We start from the raw sequence: 15,958 nt of genomic DNA, 5'->3' as shown, positions 1-15,958 counted from the left end.
TACGCGACCTGGCAGGGCCCGCGCAGTCGCCGTCCACGCTTGAGTGATTTATCCTCTATGCCCTTCCGGGCGGAACGGGTGGAATCCGACGGGGCGCGCCGAAAGCCTCGAGAGCTGGCACAGTGGTAGGGGAACGGTCGCGTTCCCCGGAGCGTTGTACGCGGAGAACGCGCCGCGCGGAGGACTCGGGAGAGGAGAGCGCATGACCTACGACCGACTGGTGTGCGCCAACTGCGCGGCGCCCGTCGCGGAGGGCCGCTGCCCCGTCTGCCGGGCGAACCGGGAGCGGATGCAGCAGGAGGGCCCCCTCGGCGGCCTCACCCCCGCGATGCTCCTGGCACTGGTGATCGCGCTGGTGGCGGCGGTGGCACTGATCACGGCACTGCAGACCGCATAGCGCAGGACGTACGCGAAGGGCCGGGGCGACTGGAAGGAACAGTCGCCCCGGCCCTCTGCTGTGCGTGCCCGCTTACTTACGCAGCGGCGCCACGGCCACCGGAGACCAGACGCGGCAGCATACGGAAGCCGATGCCACCGGCGATCATGGTCGCGGCGCCGATCAGCAGGAACGAGGTCTCGGCGGCGCCGGTCTCAGCCAGCTCCTCCTTGGCCTTGCCCTGCTCGACGGGCTGCGAGCCGGCGTTGTTGGTACCCGGGTTGTTGTCGACGCACTCGGCGCCGTCAAGGTCCACGGTGCAGGTACCCGTACCGCCGTCACCACCGGGGTTGGTGGGGTTGGGGTCGGTGGTACCCGGGGTGGTCGGGTCCGGGTTCGTCGGACCGGGGTTGGTCGGGTCCGGGTTCGTCGGGTTCGGGTCCGTGGGGCCCGGGTCCGTCGGACCGGGGTCGGTCGGGCCCGGGTCCGTCGGACCGGGGTCCGTCGGGTTCGGGTCCGTGGGGCCCGGGTCCGTCGGACCGGGGTCCGTGGGGCCCGGGTCGGTCGGGTTCGGGTCCGTCGGACCGGGGTCCGTCGGGTTCGGGTCGGTCGGGCCCGGGTCCGTCGGGTTCGGGTCCGTGGGGCCCGGGTCCGTCGGGTTCGGGTCGGTCGGGTCCGGGTCAGCCGGGTCCGTGTCCTCGCAGCCGGGCGAACCCGGGATGCAGGGGTCCTCGTCACCGAGCTGAGCCTCGACGCTCAGGCCGGCGATCTCGACGTCCACACCGACGGCCGAGGCCGCACCCGCCGCCGTGAGCGACGCACCGGCGGCGATCACCGCGCCGGCCGCTATCCGCGCAACGCGGACGCGCGTCTTCTTCGTCATCTGGTTGCTACCCCCAGTAGCTCATATCGTCGTTGGAGCAGCGCTCGGGGCAACGGACAAGGGAGGCGGCGACGTTACTGGTTCCGGCCCCCGTTCACACACGCCCCAGAAATACGCATGCCACGCGCCAGCCTGGCGAGTTTTCAAAGCACCGTCAAGCACGTTGCGCGCGCAATGCCCGATACCTCACGGCTTGCCCGCCATGCGGGGATGCAACTGTGACGTAAACGCGGAACTTCCGCCTCCTCTAGTGCTGTTGTCGTGTCGACAAAGCGCCAGGTTCATCAATTCCTCACTTGCGTCCGCGAATCAAGCGCGACAGGCCGCACGCTGGTAGCGCTACGGGGGCACCACGGGGCGACGACCTCAGCGGCTGTCGGGCTTCCGTGAGAACCCCGCCCCCACCCCGCACAAGTCGTCCTGGTCGTCGGTGAGACACAGCTCCTCCCCGCCTTTCACGACATCGGCGGACAGGTTGCAGCCACCCTGTCCGACTCCGCGGAACTGCAGCGCGACGGAGCGGCCGGACACCGCATCGCTCGAGGACCAGGCCGAGTCGCCGTCCTCGACGAAGAAGGCCCAAGTCCCTTCGGTATCGCCGTCAGGGCATTCCGGATAGATGCCGGAGTGGATCCGCAGCCCCTTCGTACGGAAGGTCCGATCCTGCGCCAACTCCAGTCGCCCTCCGGACTCATCCACCCAGGTGCCGACGAGTTCCGCGTCCCTCACCGTCGCCGACTCCGGGCCCGCCGTACAGGAGACCACCAGCATCAGCCCAACGACAGCCGAAGCCCGGCCAGTTCGCCCCAACGAAGCCACCTCCGCCCTTGAGAGAAAACATGCTCAACGAGCGTGCGCGCGGCGGCAAGGGCAGCACTGGAGGACTTGAGCATCCGACGCGCAATACATCAATCCGGCACATGGACTACCTTTGGTACATGTCGATGAAACGGACGAACGTCTACGCCGACCCCGAAGACCTCGCCATCATCAAGGAAGCCGCGAAGCGACGCGGCATCAGTGAGGCGGAGATCATCCGGCAGGGGATCCACCTCGCCGCGATGGCCAATCGAGTCTGGGATGAACCGCTGTTCTCCCGTACCTTCCAGGGCTCCGGGCGCACCCCGGCCAAGAGCGACGTACGTGACGCCGTGGCCGACGCGGCCGAGCGGGAGCGCGGTACCGCCGCGTGATCATCGTCGTGGCCGACACGTCCGGGCTGATCGCGGCGCTCGACTCGACGCACCCCGAGCATCGCGGTGCGAACGAGGCGATCATGGCCGCCGGGCTGCTGGTCATGTCGCCGCTGCTGCTCGCCGAGCTCGACCATGTCGCGACACGTGAGCTGGGCAGGGAAGCGGCCATGAGTGCCGTGGACGACATCCGGCTCTGGATGCGGCGCGGGCGGGTCACGGTGCCAGAGGTCACCGAGCACCATCTTGGGGCCGCGCAGTCCCTGCGGGCGCGGCACTCCGCGCTCGACCTGGATCTCGCTGATGCAGTGAACGTGGCGCTCGCCGCCGACTACGACACCGATGCCGTGCTCACGCTCGACCGGCGCGACTTCCGTGCGCTGCGACCCCTTGGGCGCCACAAGGCCTTCCGCGTCCTGCCGGACGATCTGCCTCTGTGACGACTACGGCGCCGGCCCCCATCAGGGGTCGGCGCCGTCGTCGTACGGGCGTGAGGGAGAGTTACTTCTCCGTCTGCTTGCGCCAGCGGATGCCGGCCTCCAGGAAGCCGTCGATCTCGCCGTCCAGGACGGACTGGGGGTTGCCGACCTCGAACTCCGTGCGGAGGTCCTTGACCATCTGGTACGGGTGCAGGACGTACGAGCGCATCTGGTTGCCCCACGAGCTGCCGCCGTCGCCCTTGAGGGCGTCCATCTTGGCGCGCTCCTCCTGGCGCTGGCGCTCCAGGAGCTTCGCCTGGAGGACGTTCATGGCGCTGGCCTTGTTCTGGATCTGCGAGCGCTCGTTCTGGCAGGAGACCACGATGCCGGTCGGGATGTGCGTGATGCGGACCGCGGAGTCCGTGGTGTTGACGCCCTGGCCGCCGGGGCCCGACGCGCGGTACACGTCCACGCGCAGGTCGGACTCGTCGATCTCGACGTGGTCGGACGACTCGACGACCGGGAGGATCTCGACGCCCGCGAAGGACGTCTGGCGACGGCCCTGGTTGTCGAACGGGGAGATGCGGACCAGGCGGTGCGTGCCCTGCTCCACGGAGAGCGTGCCGTAGGCGTAGGGGGCCTTCACCACGAAGGTGGTCGACTTGATGCCGGCCTCTTCCGCGTACGACGTCTCGTAGACCTCGGTCGAGTAGCCGTGGCGCTCCGCCCAGCGCAGGTACATGCGCTGCAGGCGCTCCGCGAAGTCGGAGGCGTCGACGCCGCCGGCCTCGGCACGGATGTTGACCAGCGCCTCGCGCTCGTCGTACTCGCCGGACAGGAGGGTGCGGACCTCCATCTCGTCCAGCGCCTTGCGGACGGCGGCGAGCTCGGTCTCGGCCTCGGCGCGGGTGTCCGGGTCGTCCATCTCCTCGGCGAGCTCGAAGAGCACGCTGAGGTCGTCGATGCGGCCGCGCAGCGCCTCGGCCTTGCGGACCTCCGCCTGGAGGTGCGAAAGCTTGCTCGTGATCTTCTGGGCGGCCTCCGGGTCGTCCCACAGGGACGGCGCGGCGGCCTGCTCCTCGAGCACGGCGATGTCTGCCCTCAGTTTGTCGAGGTCCAGGACGGCCTCGATCGACCCCATGGTCGAGGAGAGGGACTTCAGCTCTTCGGATACGTCGACGACTGCCACGCGTCCAGCGTAACGGCTCCGCGCAAGGAGCCGGACCTCCTATGGGTCCGGGCCCCCTCCCTACGGCTGTGTCGTCTGCTTCGAGTCCTGCGGCGCGCCCCCGTCGTCGCCGCTCGTCGCCAGGTACCCGCCGGCGCCGACCGCCGCGGCGAGCACCACCGCGGCCACCGTGAGCGTGATGCGGCGCTTGCGCACCGCCTCCGCCTTGTGCCGGGCGGAGCCCGGCCGGCGGGCCCCGGCGGGGCGCGGGGCGCGGGCGGTGCCGAGCGGGCCGCCGGACAGCTCGTCGGGGGCCGGGACGCGCATCGAGGTGTGGGTGTCCCGGTTGGAGTCCGGGGAGGCGCCGGGGACGAGCGGGACGGACGCCCGGCGCGGGGCCGCGGCGCCGGTGCCGGTGCCCGTACCGGTGGCGTGCTGCTCGTCCTCGTACGACTCGGCGGAGGTCGGCTCGGCGTCCGGCTCGTCGACGTCCAGCGGCGGGATGCCCGCCAGCAGCGGCAGGACGTCGCGCAGCCGGGTGGCCAGCTCGGAGGCGCGCAGCCGGGAGGCGGGCGCCTTGGCCAGGCACTGGACGATCAGCTGCCACAGCTCCTCGGGGATGCCGGGGAGCGGGACGACGGTCTCGGTGACGTGCCGGCGCAGCACGGCGCCCGGGTGCCCGCCGCCGAAGGGCGTGAAGCCGGCCAGGAGCTCGTACAGGACGGTGGCGAGGGCGTAGATGTCGACCGCGGCCCGCGGCGGCAGGCCCTCGACGATCTCGGGGGCCAGGTAGTCGGGGGTGCCGATGATGCGGGTCGCCTTGGTGCGGCGCGGGGTGTCGATCAGCTTGGCGACGCCGAAGTCGGTCAGGAGCGCGGGGTGCGCGCCGCCGGGGCCGAGCGGGCCCTCCATGTCGAGCAGGATGTTCTCGGGCTTGACGTCGCGGTGCACGACCCCCGCGGCGTGCGCGGCGGCCAGGCCGTCGGCGACGTCGGCGATGATCGCGACGGCGGCCTCGGGGGCGAGCCGGCGCTCGCGGTCGAGCCGGGTGCGCAGGTCGGTGCCGCGGACCAGGTCCATGACGAGGGCCAGGTCGTTGCCGTCGACGACGAGGTCGCGGACCGCGACGACGCGGGGGTGGTCGAGTCCGAGCAGGGCCGTGCGCTCCTGGACGAAGCGCCCGACGAGCTCCTGGTCGGAGGCCAGGTCCTCGCGCAGCAGCTTGATGGCGACGGGCCCCTCGGGGCCCTCGCCGAGCCACACCGTGCCGGCGCTGCCCCGCCCGAGGATCTGGTGGGCGGTGTAGCGGCTGCCGATTTTCCGTGCCAAGACTGCTCCCTCAGCGGCTGGAGTTCGCGTCAAAGTTACGCGGCCTCAGTCGCCGGTCTCGACTCCCGGGCGGAATTCACCCCCCGGAAGTCGACAAATCGGCAGAGTCAGCGGCTCGAACCGCTCCGTACCGCCGGTTACTGCCCCGTACCGCCGGTGGATCCGCCACCGCCGGAGACGTTGTCGGCGGTGCTGGTGATCTCGTCGATCCAGTTGGTGAACGAGTCGATGCCGTCGCCGATCGCCTCCCAGTAGCCCTTGCCCTCGGCGACCAGGTCCTGCAGCCCGGTGAACTCCCAGATCAGCCAGCCCGCGACCACCACGATCACGATCATGAACAGGCAGCCCTTCAGGCAGCCGAGCCCGGGGATGCGCATCGGGTTGGCGCTGCGCTGCCGCGGCGCACGCGGCTCGCGCGGCGGACGGGGCGCGGGCTGCTGGGGCGGCGGCTGCGGCGGCGCGTACTGCTGCTGGGGCGGCGGCGCGTACTGCTGTCGCTGCGGCGGCTGCTGGCGCTGCGGCGGGCGCTGCTGCTGCTGGTAGCGCTGTCCCTGCTGCTGGTACGGCTGGGCCTGCGGCTGCTGCTGGTACGGCTGCGGCTGCTGGGGCTGGTACGGCGGGGGCTGCGTGGGGCGTCGCTGAGGGCGGCGGCGCAGCGGGTCGTCGTTCGGGTCCAGGTACTGGACCTGGGTCTGCTCGTTGCGGTCCCGGACGCCCTGGAGCTGGTTCTGCCAGGGGTGCGGGTCCTCCGGGCGCGGCTGCGGCGGGCCGTCCGGGCGCGGCGGTACGGGCGGCATGACCGAGGTCGCGTCGTCGGCCCCGGCCGCGTTCATCGGCATGACGCTGGTCGCGGCGCCGGGGTCGTACAGAGGGGCGGCGGCGCCGCTCGGCAGGACCTGGGTGGCGTCGGCGGAGCCGGGGGCCACGGGGGGCTCCGGGACGGGCGCGGGCGCCGGGTCGGGCGCGAGCAGCGCGCCGACGCCCTCGGCGGCCTCGATCTGGGCCGGGTTGGCGTGCACGCCGATGCCGGCGGCGACCGTGCGCAGGCCGCGGGCCAGGTTCTGGGCGCTGGGCCGGCGGGCGGGGTCCTTGCTGAGGCAGCGCTCTATGACCGTCCACAGCGGGGCCGGGACGGTGGAGGGGCGGCGCGGGTCCTCGCTGAGGTGCCGGTGCAGGACTTCGAGCGCGGTGCCGCCGGCGAACGGGGGACGGCCGGTGACCAGCTCGTACAGCAGGATGCCGGCGCCGTAGATGTCCACGGCGGAGGTCTGCGGGCGGCCCTCGGCCGACTCGGGGGCGACGTACGCGGGGGTGCCGACGAACTCGTGGGTGCGGGTCAGGCCCGGGGAGTCTGCGAGGCGCGCGATGCCGAAGTCGGTGAGCATCGGGTGCATCTGGCCGTCGCGCTCGTCGAGCAGGACGTTGGCCGGCTTGAGGTCGCGGTGGACCACGCCGTCGGCGTGGCTGGCGGCCAGCGCGTCGGCGATCTGCGCGGTGAGCAGGGCGGCGGCGACCGGCGTGAGCGGGCCGTTCTCCCGGATGTAACGGTGCAGGTCGGGACCCTCGACCAGGTCCATCACCAGGGCGAGGACGTCGCCCTCGACGACCAGGTCACGGGTCCGCACGATGTTGGGGTGGGTGAGCCGGAGCAGCACGGACCGCTCGCGCAGGAAGCGCATGACGATGTCCGCGTCGTTGGCCAGCTCCTCCTTGAGGACCTTGATCGCCACGGTCTCCCCTGGCTGGCCCGGCACGGCCGCCTCGGCGCCCGCCGCCTCACGCTGGCGGGCTCGCCAGACGGTGCCCGTGGCGCCGCGGCCGAGCGGCTCCTCGAGCAGGTACTTGCTGCCGATTGGCCGCACGTCACGCGCTCCCTGCTGATCGTGGTCCTGGGGCGTCCCCACGGGGTTCCCGGGTGGATCCCTGCGGGTCCTGTCATCTGTTGTGACCCGTCCGGATGTCCGACCCACTTTAGTGCCGCCGAACGGGTCGCGGCCCGGCCGTCCGGGTTGGATTCGGGCGCCGGACCCGTCCAGGAGTTGTCCGAAAACAAGACGCGTTTGTCGCACCGGTGGTTGCCAGGAGCGTCGCGGGACGAACGCAACCAGGCACTTTTACGTCCACAGCCGACCATTCAAGATCGTTTGAGGCCGACCCGGGGGCGGGTTGTCGGCGGCAGGTGCGAGGATGCCTCCAGCACGTTCCATCGTGGGGTCGGGAGCCCCCGGTCCGTGCCGACCTGTACCGGACGACGCGTCCGTGCCGGGTTGGGGGGAGACACCGGTTCGCCGGGCCGTTCCCCTGCCGGGCACGCCGCGCAGAAGGGACCGCTGACGGCGATGCAGATCCGGCTGACCGTCCTCGCGCCGCCGCACGGCGGCCACTCCGGCTCCGCCGGGCGTTCCTGCGACGTGCTCGTGACCGCCCCCGCGGGCACCGCCCTCTCCGCCGTCGCCTCCGGTCTCGCCGCGGCCGTCTCCGGACCGGACACCTCGGGCCCCGTCGTGCTGTACGCGGGCCGGGAGCGGCTCGACGCGCAGCGCTGCGCGCTGGGCGAGCCGCCGCTGGTCGACGGCGCGGTGCTGTCCCTGGCGGCGCCGGGTCCCGGCGCGGAGGAGTCCGTCGGCGAGGGCGTCGCGGCCCGGCTGCACGTGGTGGCGGGGCCGGACGCGGGCGGGGTGCACCTGCTGCACGGCGGCGCGATCCGGGTCGGCCGTTCCCTGGACGCGGACGTCCCGCTGGACGACCCGGACGTCTCCCGGATCCACTGCACGGTGACCGTCGCGGACGACGGCCGCGTCACGGTCGCGGACCTCGGCTCGACGAACGGTACGAGCCTGGACGGCGCGGAGGTCGGCGACCGACCGGTCCCGCTGGCCCCCGGAGCCCTTCTGCGCCTCGGCGAGTCGGCCCTGCGCGTCACACCCCCGGCCGCCGACGGTACGCACTCCCTGCCGACCACACCGGACGGCGAGGGCCACCTGCGCGTCACCCGCCCCGGCGAGACCCCGGCGCCGACCGCCGCCCCGGGCCCCGTCCCGGGCGGCCCTGCCTCGGGCGGCCCCGTGTCGGGCGGCACGGTCTCCACCGGCGTGCGCGGGTACAGCGGCGCGGACGACCGTACGCACGGCGGGCGCGGCGTGGCGTACGACGTCGCAGGCGCGGCGTACGGGGCGGACCGGCCGGGGCCCGGGTCGGGGCCGGCGACAGGCTCCGCGTCCGGGCCGTACGGGACGGACGACGCCGCGCACGGCCGCGCCCGGGAGGACGAGGGTGAGGCCGAGTCCGGCGCCTCCCACAGCAGGACCGGACAGACCCGCCGGCAGAGCACACCCACCCACGGCACCCCGCTGCCCGACGGCACGGGAGGCCCGGGCGGCAGGAAGCGCGGCCTCGGCGCCTGGGCGCGCCGGTTCACCGGAGCCAGGGACGAGGCGCCACTGCCCGTGGGCAGGCCCGCCACCGGCCCCGGCGCCGTACCCGGAACCGGGGCCGGTACCGAGCCCGTCGGCGCGGCGCCCGCCGCCGAGACCTGGCCCGACCCCGCCGCCGTCCTGCTCACCGCGCTCGGCCCGGGCCCGAGGCTCTGGGAGCGCGGCCCCGACCACCCGGAGGCGCTGGTCGTCCGGCTCGGCACGGCTGACCGGGCCGAGCTGGCGTCGGTCCCGGTGACCGTCGGGCTGCGCGAGGCCGGGTCCCTGGGCCTGGCCGGTCCGGGCGACCGGCTCACCGGGCTCGCCCGCTCCGTCGTGGCCCAGCTCGCCGCGCTGCACTCCCCCGCCGACCTGGAGATCGTGCTGATCGCCGCGGACCGCGGCCGCCCGCTCGACGAGCGGCGGCGGGCCTGGGGCTGGCTCGGCTGGCTCCCCCATCTGCGGCCCGCGCACGGCCAGGACTGCCGGCTGCTCCTCGCGTACGACCGGGAACAGGCCGCGGCCCGCACCGCCGAGCTGACCCGTCGCCTGGACGACGGCCCGCTCGGCCAGGGCTGGCCGAGCGCCGACCGTACGGCCGTCGTGGAGGCCGCGGCCCGGTACGAGGGTCCGCGCACGATCGTGATCGTGGACGGCGACCCCGGCTCGGCCGCGCTGCGCGAGACCACCGCGCGGCTGGCCGGCGCGGGAGCGGCGGCAGGCATCCATCTGATCTGTCTCGCCGACGCGCCGTCCTCCTCGCCCGTCTCACCGGTCGCGGCGACGTACGAGGCGGCCTGCGCGGCCTCGTTGGCGTTCCGCGAGTGCGGGGCCGCCGCGCTGCTGAGCGGCGACGTGGCGACCGCGCTGCGGGTGCTGCGCACGTCGGGCGGCCGGGTGGCCGGGCACGGCACGGTGGCGGCGGTGGACGCGGTGTCGGTGGCCTGGGCCGAGCGGTTCGGCCGGGCGCTCGCGCCGCTGCGCACCGACGCGGCCGCCCCGTCCGCCAGCCGGGCCGCGGCCGCGGCGCTGCCGCCGTCGGCGCGGCTCCTCGACGAGCTGGGGCTGGCCCGTGCCACCCCCGCGTCACTGATGGCCCGCTGGGCATCGGCCGGCGAGGGCACCGCGGTGCTCGGCGCGGGTCCGCGCGGCCCGGTGGCGGTGGACCTGACGACGGAGGGGCCGCATCTGCTGATCGAGGGGCCGGCGGGCAGCGGCCGTACGGAGCTGCTCCGCTCGGTCGCCGCCTCCCTGGCGGCGGCGGGCCGCCCGGACCGCCTCGGGCTGCTGCTGGTCGACGGCGCGGGCGGCGAGCGGGGCGAGGGCCTCGCGCCCTGTACGGAACTGCCGCACGTCACGGAGCATCTGGTCGCCTCCGACCCGGTCCGGATGCGGGAGTTCGCCCAGGCCCTGGGCGCGGAGCTGAAGCGCCGCGCGGAGATCCTGGGCGCGGCGGACTTCACGTCCCGGCAGGCAGCGGCGCGGGAGCCGGCCGAGCGCGCGGCCGAGCCCCGTGTGCCGGACGCCCGCACCAGCACGGACGACCTGACCTCCCGCCCCAGCGCCCGCACGTCCCGCTGGAGCGACGGCGCCCTGGGCGACACGCCGAGCGCCCGAGCCCGCCGGGCCGGCACGTACGGCCCGGGCGCGTACGACCCGAGCGCCGACCTCGACGACCGCCCCAGCGGCCGGCTGCCCGTCGCCGGCGACCTGACCGACACCCCGAGCGGCCGCGCCCGCCGCACCAGCGCCTACGACCCCGGCGCGTACGCCCCCGGCGCCGACCTCGGCGACCGGCCCAGTGGGCGGCTGCCGCTCGGCGGTGACGGGAGTCTCGGTGACGGGCCGAGCGGTCGCGTCGTGCGGGCCGACGCGTACGACGCGGGGGCCGACCTCGGCGACCGGCCCAGCGGCCGGCTGCTGCCGAGGGGCGGCACCGGCGGCCTCGGCGACACGGCCGGCGGCCGTGTGCCCGCGCCGAGCGCACCCGCGGACGGGGAGCTCGGCCGGACCGGCGGCGCCCGGGCGGGCACCGCCACGCGCACCGCGCACGCGGACGCCGCCGGGCTGCCCCGGCTGGTCGTCCTCGTCGACGACTACGACGCCCTCGTGGCTCCCGCGCTGGGCTCCCCCGGGCGGCCCGCCGCCGGTTCGGTCGTACGGGTCCTGGAAGCGGTGGCGCGCAACGGCGAGCGCCTAGGGGTGCACCTCGTCGCGACCTCGTCGCGACCGGACCGCACCGCCGACACCGAGCTGGCGCACGGCGCCCGGCTGCGGATCGTGCTCGACGCCCCGCCCGTGGCCACCGGCCCCGACGATCCCGCGCCCGGCCGCGGCCGGCTCGGTCATCCGGACGGGCGCGTGACACCGTTCCAGGGCGGCCGGGTGACGGGCCGTATCCCGCGCACGGCGACGCTGCGGCCGACCGTGGTCCCGCTGGAGTGGGAGCGGATGGGCGATCCGCCGACCCGCCGTCCGGTGCGCGAACTGGGCAACGGGCCGACGGACCTGGCCCTGCTCGCCTCCGCGCTCGACCGCGCCGCACGCTCGGTGGACGCCGCTCCGGTCGCCCCGCTCACCCCCGCGAGCCACGCCTGACGGCGGGCCGGACGGCCGACGGCACGACCGTCGCTCACAGCCACCCAGGGCCTGACGGCACGTCACGAGCCCATCACGATCGCCCGTTCGACACGGAAGGCGGTATTGCGGGCCCCTCGCCCCCGGCGTAGACCTGTGCGCACGGGATGCACGGGCAAGGAGAGACGGGGCAGGAATGCGTACAACTCTTCGTACACGTAAGGCCGCACTGACGATCACCGCGCTCACCACGATCGCCGCCCTCGGCCTCGCCGGCTGCGGCGACGACGGCGGGAAGGACCCCGGTTCCGGGGGCTCGACGAAGGACGGGTCGACGAAGTCGGACCTCTCGTTACCCTCCCTCAAGGGCGAGAAGATCGAGGTCGCGGCCGTCTGGACCGGCCCCGAGCAGGAGAACTTCACGAAGGTCCTGGACGAGTTCGAGAAACGGACCGGCGCGACGGTCACCTTCGTCCCGGCGCAGGACCCGATCGTGAACTTCCTCGGCACGAAGATCGCCGGCGGCAGCCCGCCCGACGTCGCCATGCTTCCGCAGGTCGGCGCGATCCAGCAGGCCGCGGCACAGAAGTGGATCAAGCCGCTCGGCCCGGAGGCGAAGGCCCAGCTCGCCAAGAACTACGCGAAGGGCTGGCAGGACCTGGGCTCGGTCGGCGGCACCCAGTACGGCGTCTACTTCAAGGCCGCCAACAAGTCCCTGGTCTGGTACAACAGCGCCGCCTTCGAGAACGCGGGCGCGAGCGAACCGAAGACCTGGAAGGACTTCCTGGCCACCGCCGAGACGATCTCGGCGTCCGGCGTCACCCCGGTCTCGATCGGCGGCGCGGACGGCTGGACCCTCACCGACTGGTTCGAGAACATCTACCTCTCCCAGGCGGGTCCGCAGAAGTACGACCAGCTGGCGAAGCACCAGATCAAGTGGACGGACGCGTCCGTCACCCAGGCACTGACCACCCTCGGGGAGCTGTTCGGGAAGCCGCAGCTGATCGCGGGCGGCGCGAACGGGGCGCTGCAGACCGAGTTCCCGGCCTCCGTCACGCAGACCTTCACCGGCGGCGACCAGCCCAAGGCGGCGATGGTCTTCGAGGGCGACTTCGTGACCGTCAACATCGGACAGACGCCGGCGAAGCTCGGGACGGACGCGAAGGTGTTCCCGTTCCCGGCGGTCGGCTCCGGCCCGGCGCCGGTGGTGACCGGCGGCGACGCGGCGGTGGCGCTGAAGGACACCAAGGGCGCGCAGGCCCTGCTGACGTTCCTCGCGTCCCCGGACGCGGCGAAGGTCTGGGCCGGGGCGGGCGGATTCCTCTCCCCCAACAAGGCGCTGGACGCGTCCGCGTACCCGAACGACACGCTGCGCACGATCGCGAAGGCGCTGATCGCCTCCGGCGACGACTTCCGCTTCGACATGTCGGACCAGATGCCGCAGTCGTTCGGCGGCACGCCCGGCAAGGGCGAGTGGAAGGCGCTCCAGGACTTCCTGAAGAACCCGCAGGACGTCGCGGGGACCCAGGCGCGCCTGGAGGCCGACGCGGCCAAGGCGTACAAGAGCTGAGCCGGGACCCATGTCCTCGGCCCGGCCCGTCCCGTACAAGAGCGTGACCGGCACCCGCAGGGCCGTCGCGGCGGGCTTTCTGCTCCCCGCGCTGGTCCTGCTCGGCGCGCTCGTGGTCTACCCGATCGGGTACTCGGTCCGGCGTTCCTTCTTCGACAGGTCCGGGGACTCCTTCGCCGGACTCGCCAACTACGTCGAGCTGTTCACCGACGACACCATCCTGACCGCCGTCAAGAACAACGCGATCTGGGTGGTGTTCGCCCCGGCCGTCGCCACCGCCCTCGGCCTCGTCTTCGCGGTGCTGACGGAACGGGTGCGCTGGGGAACGGCGTTCAAGCTGGTCGTCTTCATGCCGATGGCGATCTCGATGCTCGCGGCCGGCATCATCTTCCGGCTGGTGTACGAGCAGGACCCGGACCGCGGGGTCGCCAACGCGGTCTGGGTGGGCGTGCACGACACGTTCGCCGAGTCGTCCGTCTTCCCCAAGGCGCGCCCGCTGCCCGTCCATCCACTGAAGGCGGCGGGCGACGGCGGGTACGTGACGAAGAGCCCGGTCCGCGCGGGCGAGCCGGCCCGGCTACCGCTGGTCGGCGTCGCGCCCGCGCAGATGCCGGGGGACGCCCGGCCGGCCGCTCGGCCCGAAGCGGCGCCCGGCCGGATCACCGGCACGGCGTGGCTGGACTTCACCCGGGGCGGCGGCGGGAAGCCGAACGTCGTCGACGCGAAGGAGCTGGGGCTCAAGGGGCTGCGCATCGAGGCGGTGAAGGACGGGAAGGTCGTCGCCTTGGCGACGGCGGGCGCGGACGGCGCGTTCAGCCTGCCGGAGGCGGCCGACGGGGCGCTGCTGCGGCTGCCGGCGAGCAACTTCCGGGAGCAGTACAACGGCGTGCACTGGCTGGGGCCTTCGCTGGTCACCCCGGCCGTCATCGGCAGTTACGTGTGGATGTGGGCCGGGTTCGCGATGGTGCTGATCGCGGCAGGGCTCGCGGCCGTACCGCGCGAACTGCTGGAGGCGGCGCGGGTCGACGGGGCGAACGAGTGGCAGGTCTTCCGTCGCGTCACGGTGCCGCTGCTCGCACCGGTGCTCGCGGTGGTCCTGGTGACGCTGATGATCAACGTCCTCAAGGTCTTCGACCTGGTGTTCATCATCGCGCCGGGCTCGGCGCAGGACGACGCGAACGTGCTGGCGCTCCAGCTCTACCGCTCGTCGTTCGGCACGGACGCGGACCTGGGCGTGGGCAGCGCGATCGCGGTGCTCCTGCTGCTGCTCGTCCTGCCGGTGATGTTCTTCAACATCCGCAGGATGCGACGGGAGGGCCGGCGATGAGCGCGAACACGGTGCCGAGCGGGGCGGAGGGCGCGGCGGCCACGGCGGACAGCTCTGTGAACGGCCCCGCCGAGACCGCCCCGGCGTCCTCCCTCGGCTCGCGCCTCGCGGCGCGGGCGGCGGGCGGGACGATGCGGGTCTTCCTCGTCCTCGTCGGGCTGTTCTGGCTGATGCCGACGATCGGGCTGCTGCTGTCCTCGCTGCGCGGCCCGTCCGACATCGCGGCGAGCGGCTGGTGGCAGGTGTTCACCACGCCTGCGCAGTTGACCACCGAGAACTACACCGAGCTGCTCGCCGACGACCGCATCACCGGCTCGCTGCTCTCCACCGTCCTGATCACCGTCCCGGCGACGGTGCTGGTCGTGGTGATCGGCTCGCTCGCCGGGTACGCCTTCGCCTGGCTGGAGTTCCCGGGCCGCGACTGGTGGTTCCTCGGGGTCGTGGCGCTGCTCGTCGTACCGGTGCAGGTGGCGCTGGTGCCGGTGTCCGAGCTGTTCGGCACGCTCGGCATCTTCGAGACGACGCTCGGGGTGGTGCTGTTCCACACCGCGTTCGGGCTGCCGTTCGCGATCTTCCTGCTGCGCAACTTCTTCGCGGAGATCCCGCGCGAGCTTCTCGAGGCGGCGCGGCTCGACGGGGCGGGCGAGGTGCGGCTGTTCACCCGGGTCGTGCTGCCGCTGGGCGGGCCGGCCATCGCCTCGCTCGGCATCTTCCAGTTCCTGTGGGTCTGGAACGACATGCTGGTCGCGCTGATCTTCGCGGACTCGGAGTCGCCGCCGATCACGGTGGCGCTGCAGCAGCAGGTCCGGCAGTTCGGCAACAACATCGACGTGCTGGCGCCGGGCGCGTTCGTGTCGATGATCATCCCGCTGGTGGTCTTCTTCGCCTTCCAGCGGCAGTTCGTGTCCGGGGTGATGGCGGGCGCGGTGAAGTAGCCGACGGGCGGGCGCGTACGGGCGGGCGGTGGCCGGGGAGGCTCCCGTCCGCCCAGCCGTTGCCCGCACGCGGCTACGCCGTGAGCGCGGCGACCGCCGAGCGCGCGAGGTCGTCCAGGTACCCGGCGGGCAACTCGCCGCGGACGACGACGAGCCGCCAGTACAGCGGCCCGACAACGAGGTCGAGCGCGCGGTCCGGGTCCGCGTCCTCGGGCAGCTCCCCGCGGGCCACGGCCTCGCGCACGACCTGGGCGACCACGCCCTGCTGGCCGTCGAGCAGGGCGGCCTTGATCGCGTCGGAGATCTCCGGGTTGCGGGCCGCCTCGACCAGGAGGTCCGGGATGACCTGCGAGGCCACCGGGTGTCGCAGGGCGTGCGCGGCGACCTCCAGGAGCGCGCGGACGTCCCCGTACAGCGAGCCGGTGCTCGGGGCGGGCAGGCCCTGCACGGCGACCGCCCCGACGAGGTCGAGGACGAGCGAGAGCTTGGACTTCCAGCGCCGGTAGACGGCGGTCTTCCCGACGCCCGCGCGGCGCGCGATGCCCTCGATGGACATCCGGGCGAAGCCGACGGCGGCCAGTTCCTCGAAGACGGCGGCGCGGATGGCGTCGGTCACGTCCTCCCGCAGCACGGCGGCGCCTGCGGGGGCGCGGCGGGGACTTGCGGAGCCGGGGGCTGGGGTCATGAACAGGATGATAGCCACGACCACGTCACGACGAGACGGTTGCGTTCCGACGTAGAAGCGTCCTAGTCTCCGCGTAGCGACGA

The 15,958-nt window shown here is 73.6% G+C and carries 13 protein-coding genes; 7 read left to right on the top strand and 6 right to left on the bottom strand.

Features of this window, described 5'->3' with window-relative positions:
- The first annotated feature begins 202 nt into the window (after nucleotides 1-202).
- Nucleotides 203-397, top strand: a complete 195-nt coding sequence (locus R2D22_RS22940) for a hypothetical protein (protein ID WP_318106532.1) — start codon at nucleotides 203-205, stop codon at nucleotides 395-397.
- Nucleotides 398-473: 76 nt separating this feature from the next.
- On the opposite strand, the gene R2D22_RS22935 is transcribed toward R2D22_RS22940, so the two are convergent.
- Together R2D22_RS22935 and R2D22_RS22930 are read right to left on the bottom strand one after the other, a co-directional pair.
- Nucleotides 474-1,259, bottom strand: a complete 786-nt coding sequence (locus R2D22_RS22935) for an LPXTG cell wall anchor domain-containing protein (RefSeq protein ID WP_318106531.1) — start codon at nucleotides 1,257-1,259, stop codon at nucleotides 474-476.
- Between the two features lie 366 nt (nucleotides 1,260-1,625).
- The gene (locus R2D22_RS22930; RefSeq protein WP_318106530.1) at nucleotides 1,626-2,030 is read right to left on the bottom strand and encodes a hypothetical protein; all 405 of its coding nucleotides are present in this window, start codon (nucleotides 2,028-2,030) and stop codon (nucleotides 1,626-1,628) included.
- A 167-nt stretch (nucleotides 2,031-2,197) separates the two neighbouring features.
- On the opposite strand from R2D22_RS22930, the gene R2D22_RS22925 reads away from it, so the two are divergent.
- Complete coding sequence (locus tag R2D22_RS22925) at nucleotides 2,198-2,452, top strand: ribbon-helix-helix domain-containing protein (RefSeq protein WP_318109943.1); 255 nt, start codon at nucleotides 2,198-2,200, stop codon at nucleotides 2,450-2,452.
- Nucleotides 2,449-2,892 (top strand): PIN domain-containing protein, encoded by a 444-nt coding sequence (locus R2D22_RS22920; protein WP_318106529.1) that lies wholly within the window; start codon nucleotides 2,449-2,451, stop codon nucleotides 2,890-2,892. Before R2D22_RS22925 ends, R2D22_RS22920 begins: the two co-directional genes overlap by 4 nt.
- A 61-nt stretch (nucleotides 2,893-2,953) precedes the next feature.
- Here the strand turns inward: R2D22_RS22920 and prfB are convergent, their stop codons facing one another.
- From prfB to R2D22_RS22905, 3 genes are all read right to left on the bottom strand, one after another.
- On the bottom strand, nucleotides 2,954-4,060 hold the full coding sequence (gene prfB / locus R2D22_RS22915; RefSeq protein ID WP_318106528.1) for a peptide chain release factor 2: 1,107 nt from the start codon (nucleotides 4,058-4,060) through the stop codon (nucleotides 2,954-2,956).
- 60 nt (nucleotides 4,061-4,120) lie between these two features.
- Nucleotides 4,121-5,368, bottom strand: coding sequence for a serine/threonine-protein kinase (locus R2D22_RS22910; protein ID WP_318106527.1), 1,248 nt, complete (start codon nucleotides 5,366-5,368; stop codon nucleotides 4,121-4,123).
- Between the two features lie 137 nt (nucleotides 5,369-5,505).
- A complete protein-coding gene (locus R2D22_RS22905; RefSeq protein WP_318106526.1) occupies nucleotides 5,506-7,230 on the bottom strand; it encodes a serine/threonine-protein kinase in 1,725 nt (574 codons plus the stop codon).
- Between the two features lie 477 nt (nucleotides 7,231-7,707).
- Between R2D22_RS22905 and R2D22_RS22900 the strand changes: the two genes are divergently transcribed.
- The 4 genes from R2D22_RS22900 to R2D22_RS22885 all read left to right on the top strand — a co-directional run bounded on the left by R2D22_RS22900 (nucleotide 7,708) and on the right by R2D22_RS22885 (nucleotide 15,190).
- Nucleotides 7,708-11,379, top strand: coding sequence for an FHA domain-containing protein (locus tag R2D22_RS22900; protein WP_318106525.1), 3,672 nt, complete (start codon nucleotides 7,708-7,710; stop codon nucleotides 11,377-11,379).
- Between the two features lie 175 nt (nucleotides 11,380-11,554).
- Nucleotides 11,555-12,928 (top strand): ABC transporter substrate-binding protein, encoded by a 1,374-nt coding sequence (locus R2D22_RS22895; RefSeq protein ID WP_318106524.1) that lies wholly within the window; start codon nucleotides 11,555-11,557, stop codon nucleotides 12,926-12,928.
- A gap of 10 nt (nucleotides 12,929-12,938) precedes the next feature.
- Entirely contained in the window at nucleotides 12,939-14,255 is a 1,317-nt protein-coding gene (locus R2D22_RS22890) for a carbohydrate ABC transporter permease (protein ID WP_318106523.1), read from the top strand.
- A gap of 131 nt (nucleotides 14,256-14,386) precedes the next feature.
- On the top strand, nucleotides 14,387-15,190 hold the full coding sequence (locus R2D22_RS22885; RefSeq protein WP_318109941.1) for a carbohydrate ABC transporter permease: 804 nt from the start codon (nucleotides 14,387-14,389) through the stop codon (nucleotides 15,188-15,190).
- Between the two features lie 73 nt (nucleotides 15,191-15,263).
- Here the strand turns inward: R2D22_RS22885 and R2D22_RS22880 are convergent, their stop codons facing one another.
- Entirely contained in the window at nucleotides 15,264-15,875 is a 612-nt protein-coding gene (locus R2D22_RS22880) for a TetR/AcrR family transcriptional regulator (RefSeq protein ID WP_318106522.1), read from the bottom strand.
- Nucleotides 15,876-15,958: the final 83 nt, after the last annotated feature.

The organism is Streptomyces sp. HUAS YS2, from assembly GCF_033343995.1.
In the GTDB taxonomy this organism is placed as follows: Bacteria; Actinomycetota; Actinomycetes; order Streptomycetales; family Streptomycetaceae; genus Streptomyces; species Streptomyces solicathayae.
The sequence above is the reverse complement of the archived record's forward strand: the minus strand, read 5'-3'. Positions and strand labels throughout refer to the sequence as shown.

What these genes read in the sequence shown, in the direction of transcription:
- R2D22_RS22895 (WP_318106524.1), top strand. Translation starts at nt 11,555, where the DNA reads ATGCGTACAACTCTTCGTACACGTAAGGCCGCACTGACGATCACCGCG.
- R2D22_RS22900 (WP_318106525.1), top strand. Translation starts at nt 7,708, where the DNA reads ATGCAGATCCGGCTGACCGTCCTCGCGCCGCCGCACGGCGGCCACTCC.
- R2D22_RS22935 (WP_318106531.1), bottom strand. Translation starts at nt 1,259, where the DNA reads ATGACGAAGAAGACGCGCGTCCGCGTTGCGCGGATAGCGGCCGGCGCG.
- R2D22_RS22925 (WP_318109943.1), top strand. Translation starts at nt 2,198, where the DNA reads ATGTCGATGAAACGGACGAACGTCTACGCCGACCCCGAAGACCTCGCC.
- R2D22_RS22930 (WP_318106530.1), bottom strand. Translation starts at nt 2,030, where the DNA reads ATGCTGGTGGTCTCCTGTACGGCGGGCCCGGAGTCGGCGACGGTGAGG.
- R2D22_RS22885 (WP_318109941.1), top strand. Translation starts at nt 14,387, where the DNA reads ATGCGGGTCTTCCTCGTCCTCGTCGGGCTGTTCTGGCTGATGCCGACG.
- R2D22_RS22940 (WP_318106532.1), top strand. Translation starts at nt 203, where the DNA reads ATGACCTACGACCGACTGGTGTGCGCCAACTGCGCGGCGCCCGTCGCG.
- R2D22_RS22880 (WP_318106522.1), bottom strand. Translation starts at nt 15,875, where the DNA reads ATGACCCCAGCCCCCGGCTCCGCAAGTCCCCGCCGCGCCCCCGCAGGC.
- R2D22_RS22890 (WP_318106523.1), top strand. Translation starts at nt 12,939, where the DNA reads ATGTCCTCGGCCCGGCCCGTCCCGTACAAGAGCGTGACCGGCACCCGC.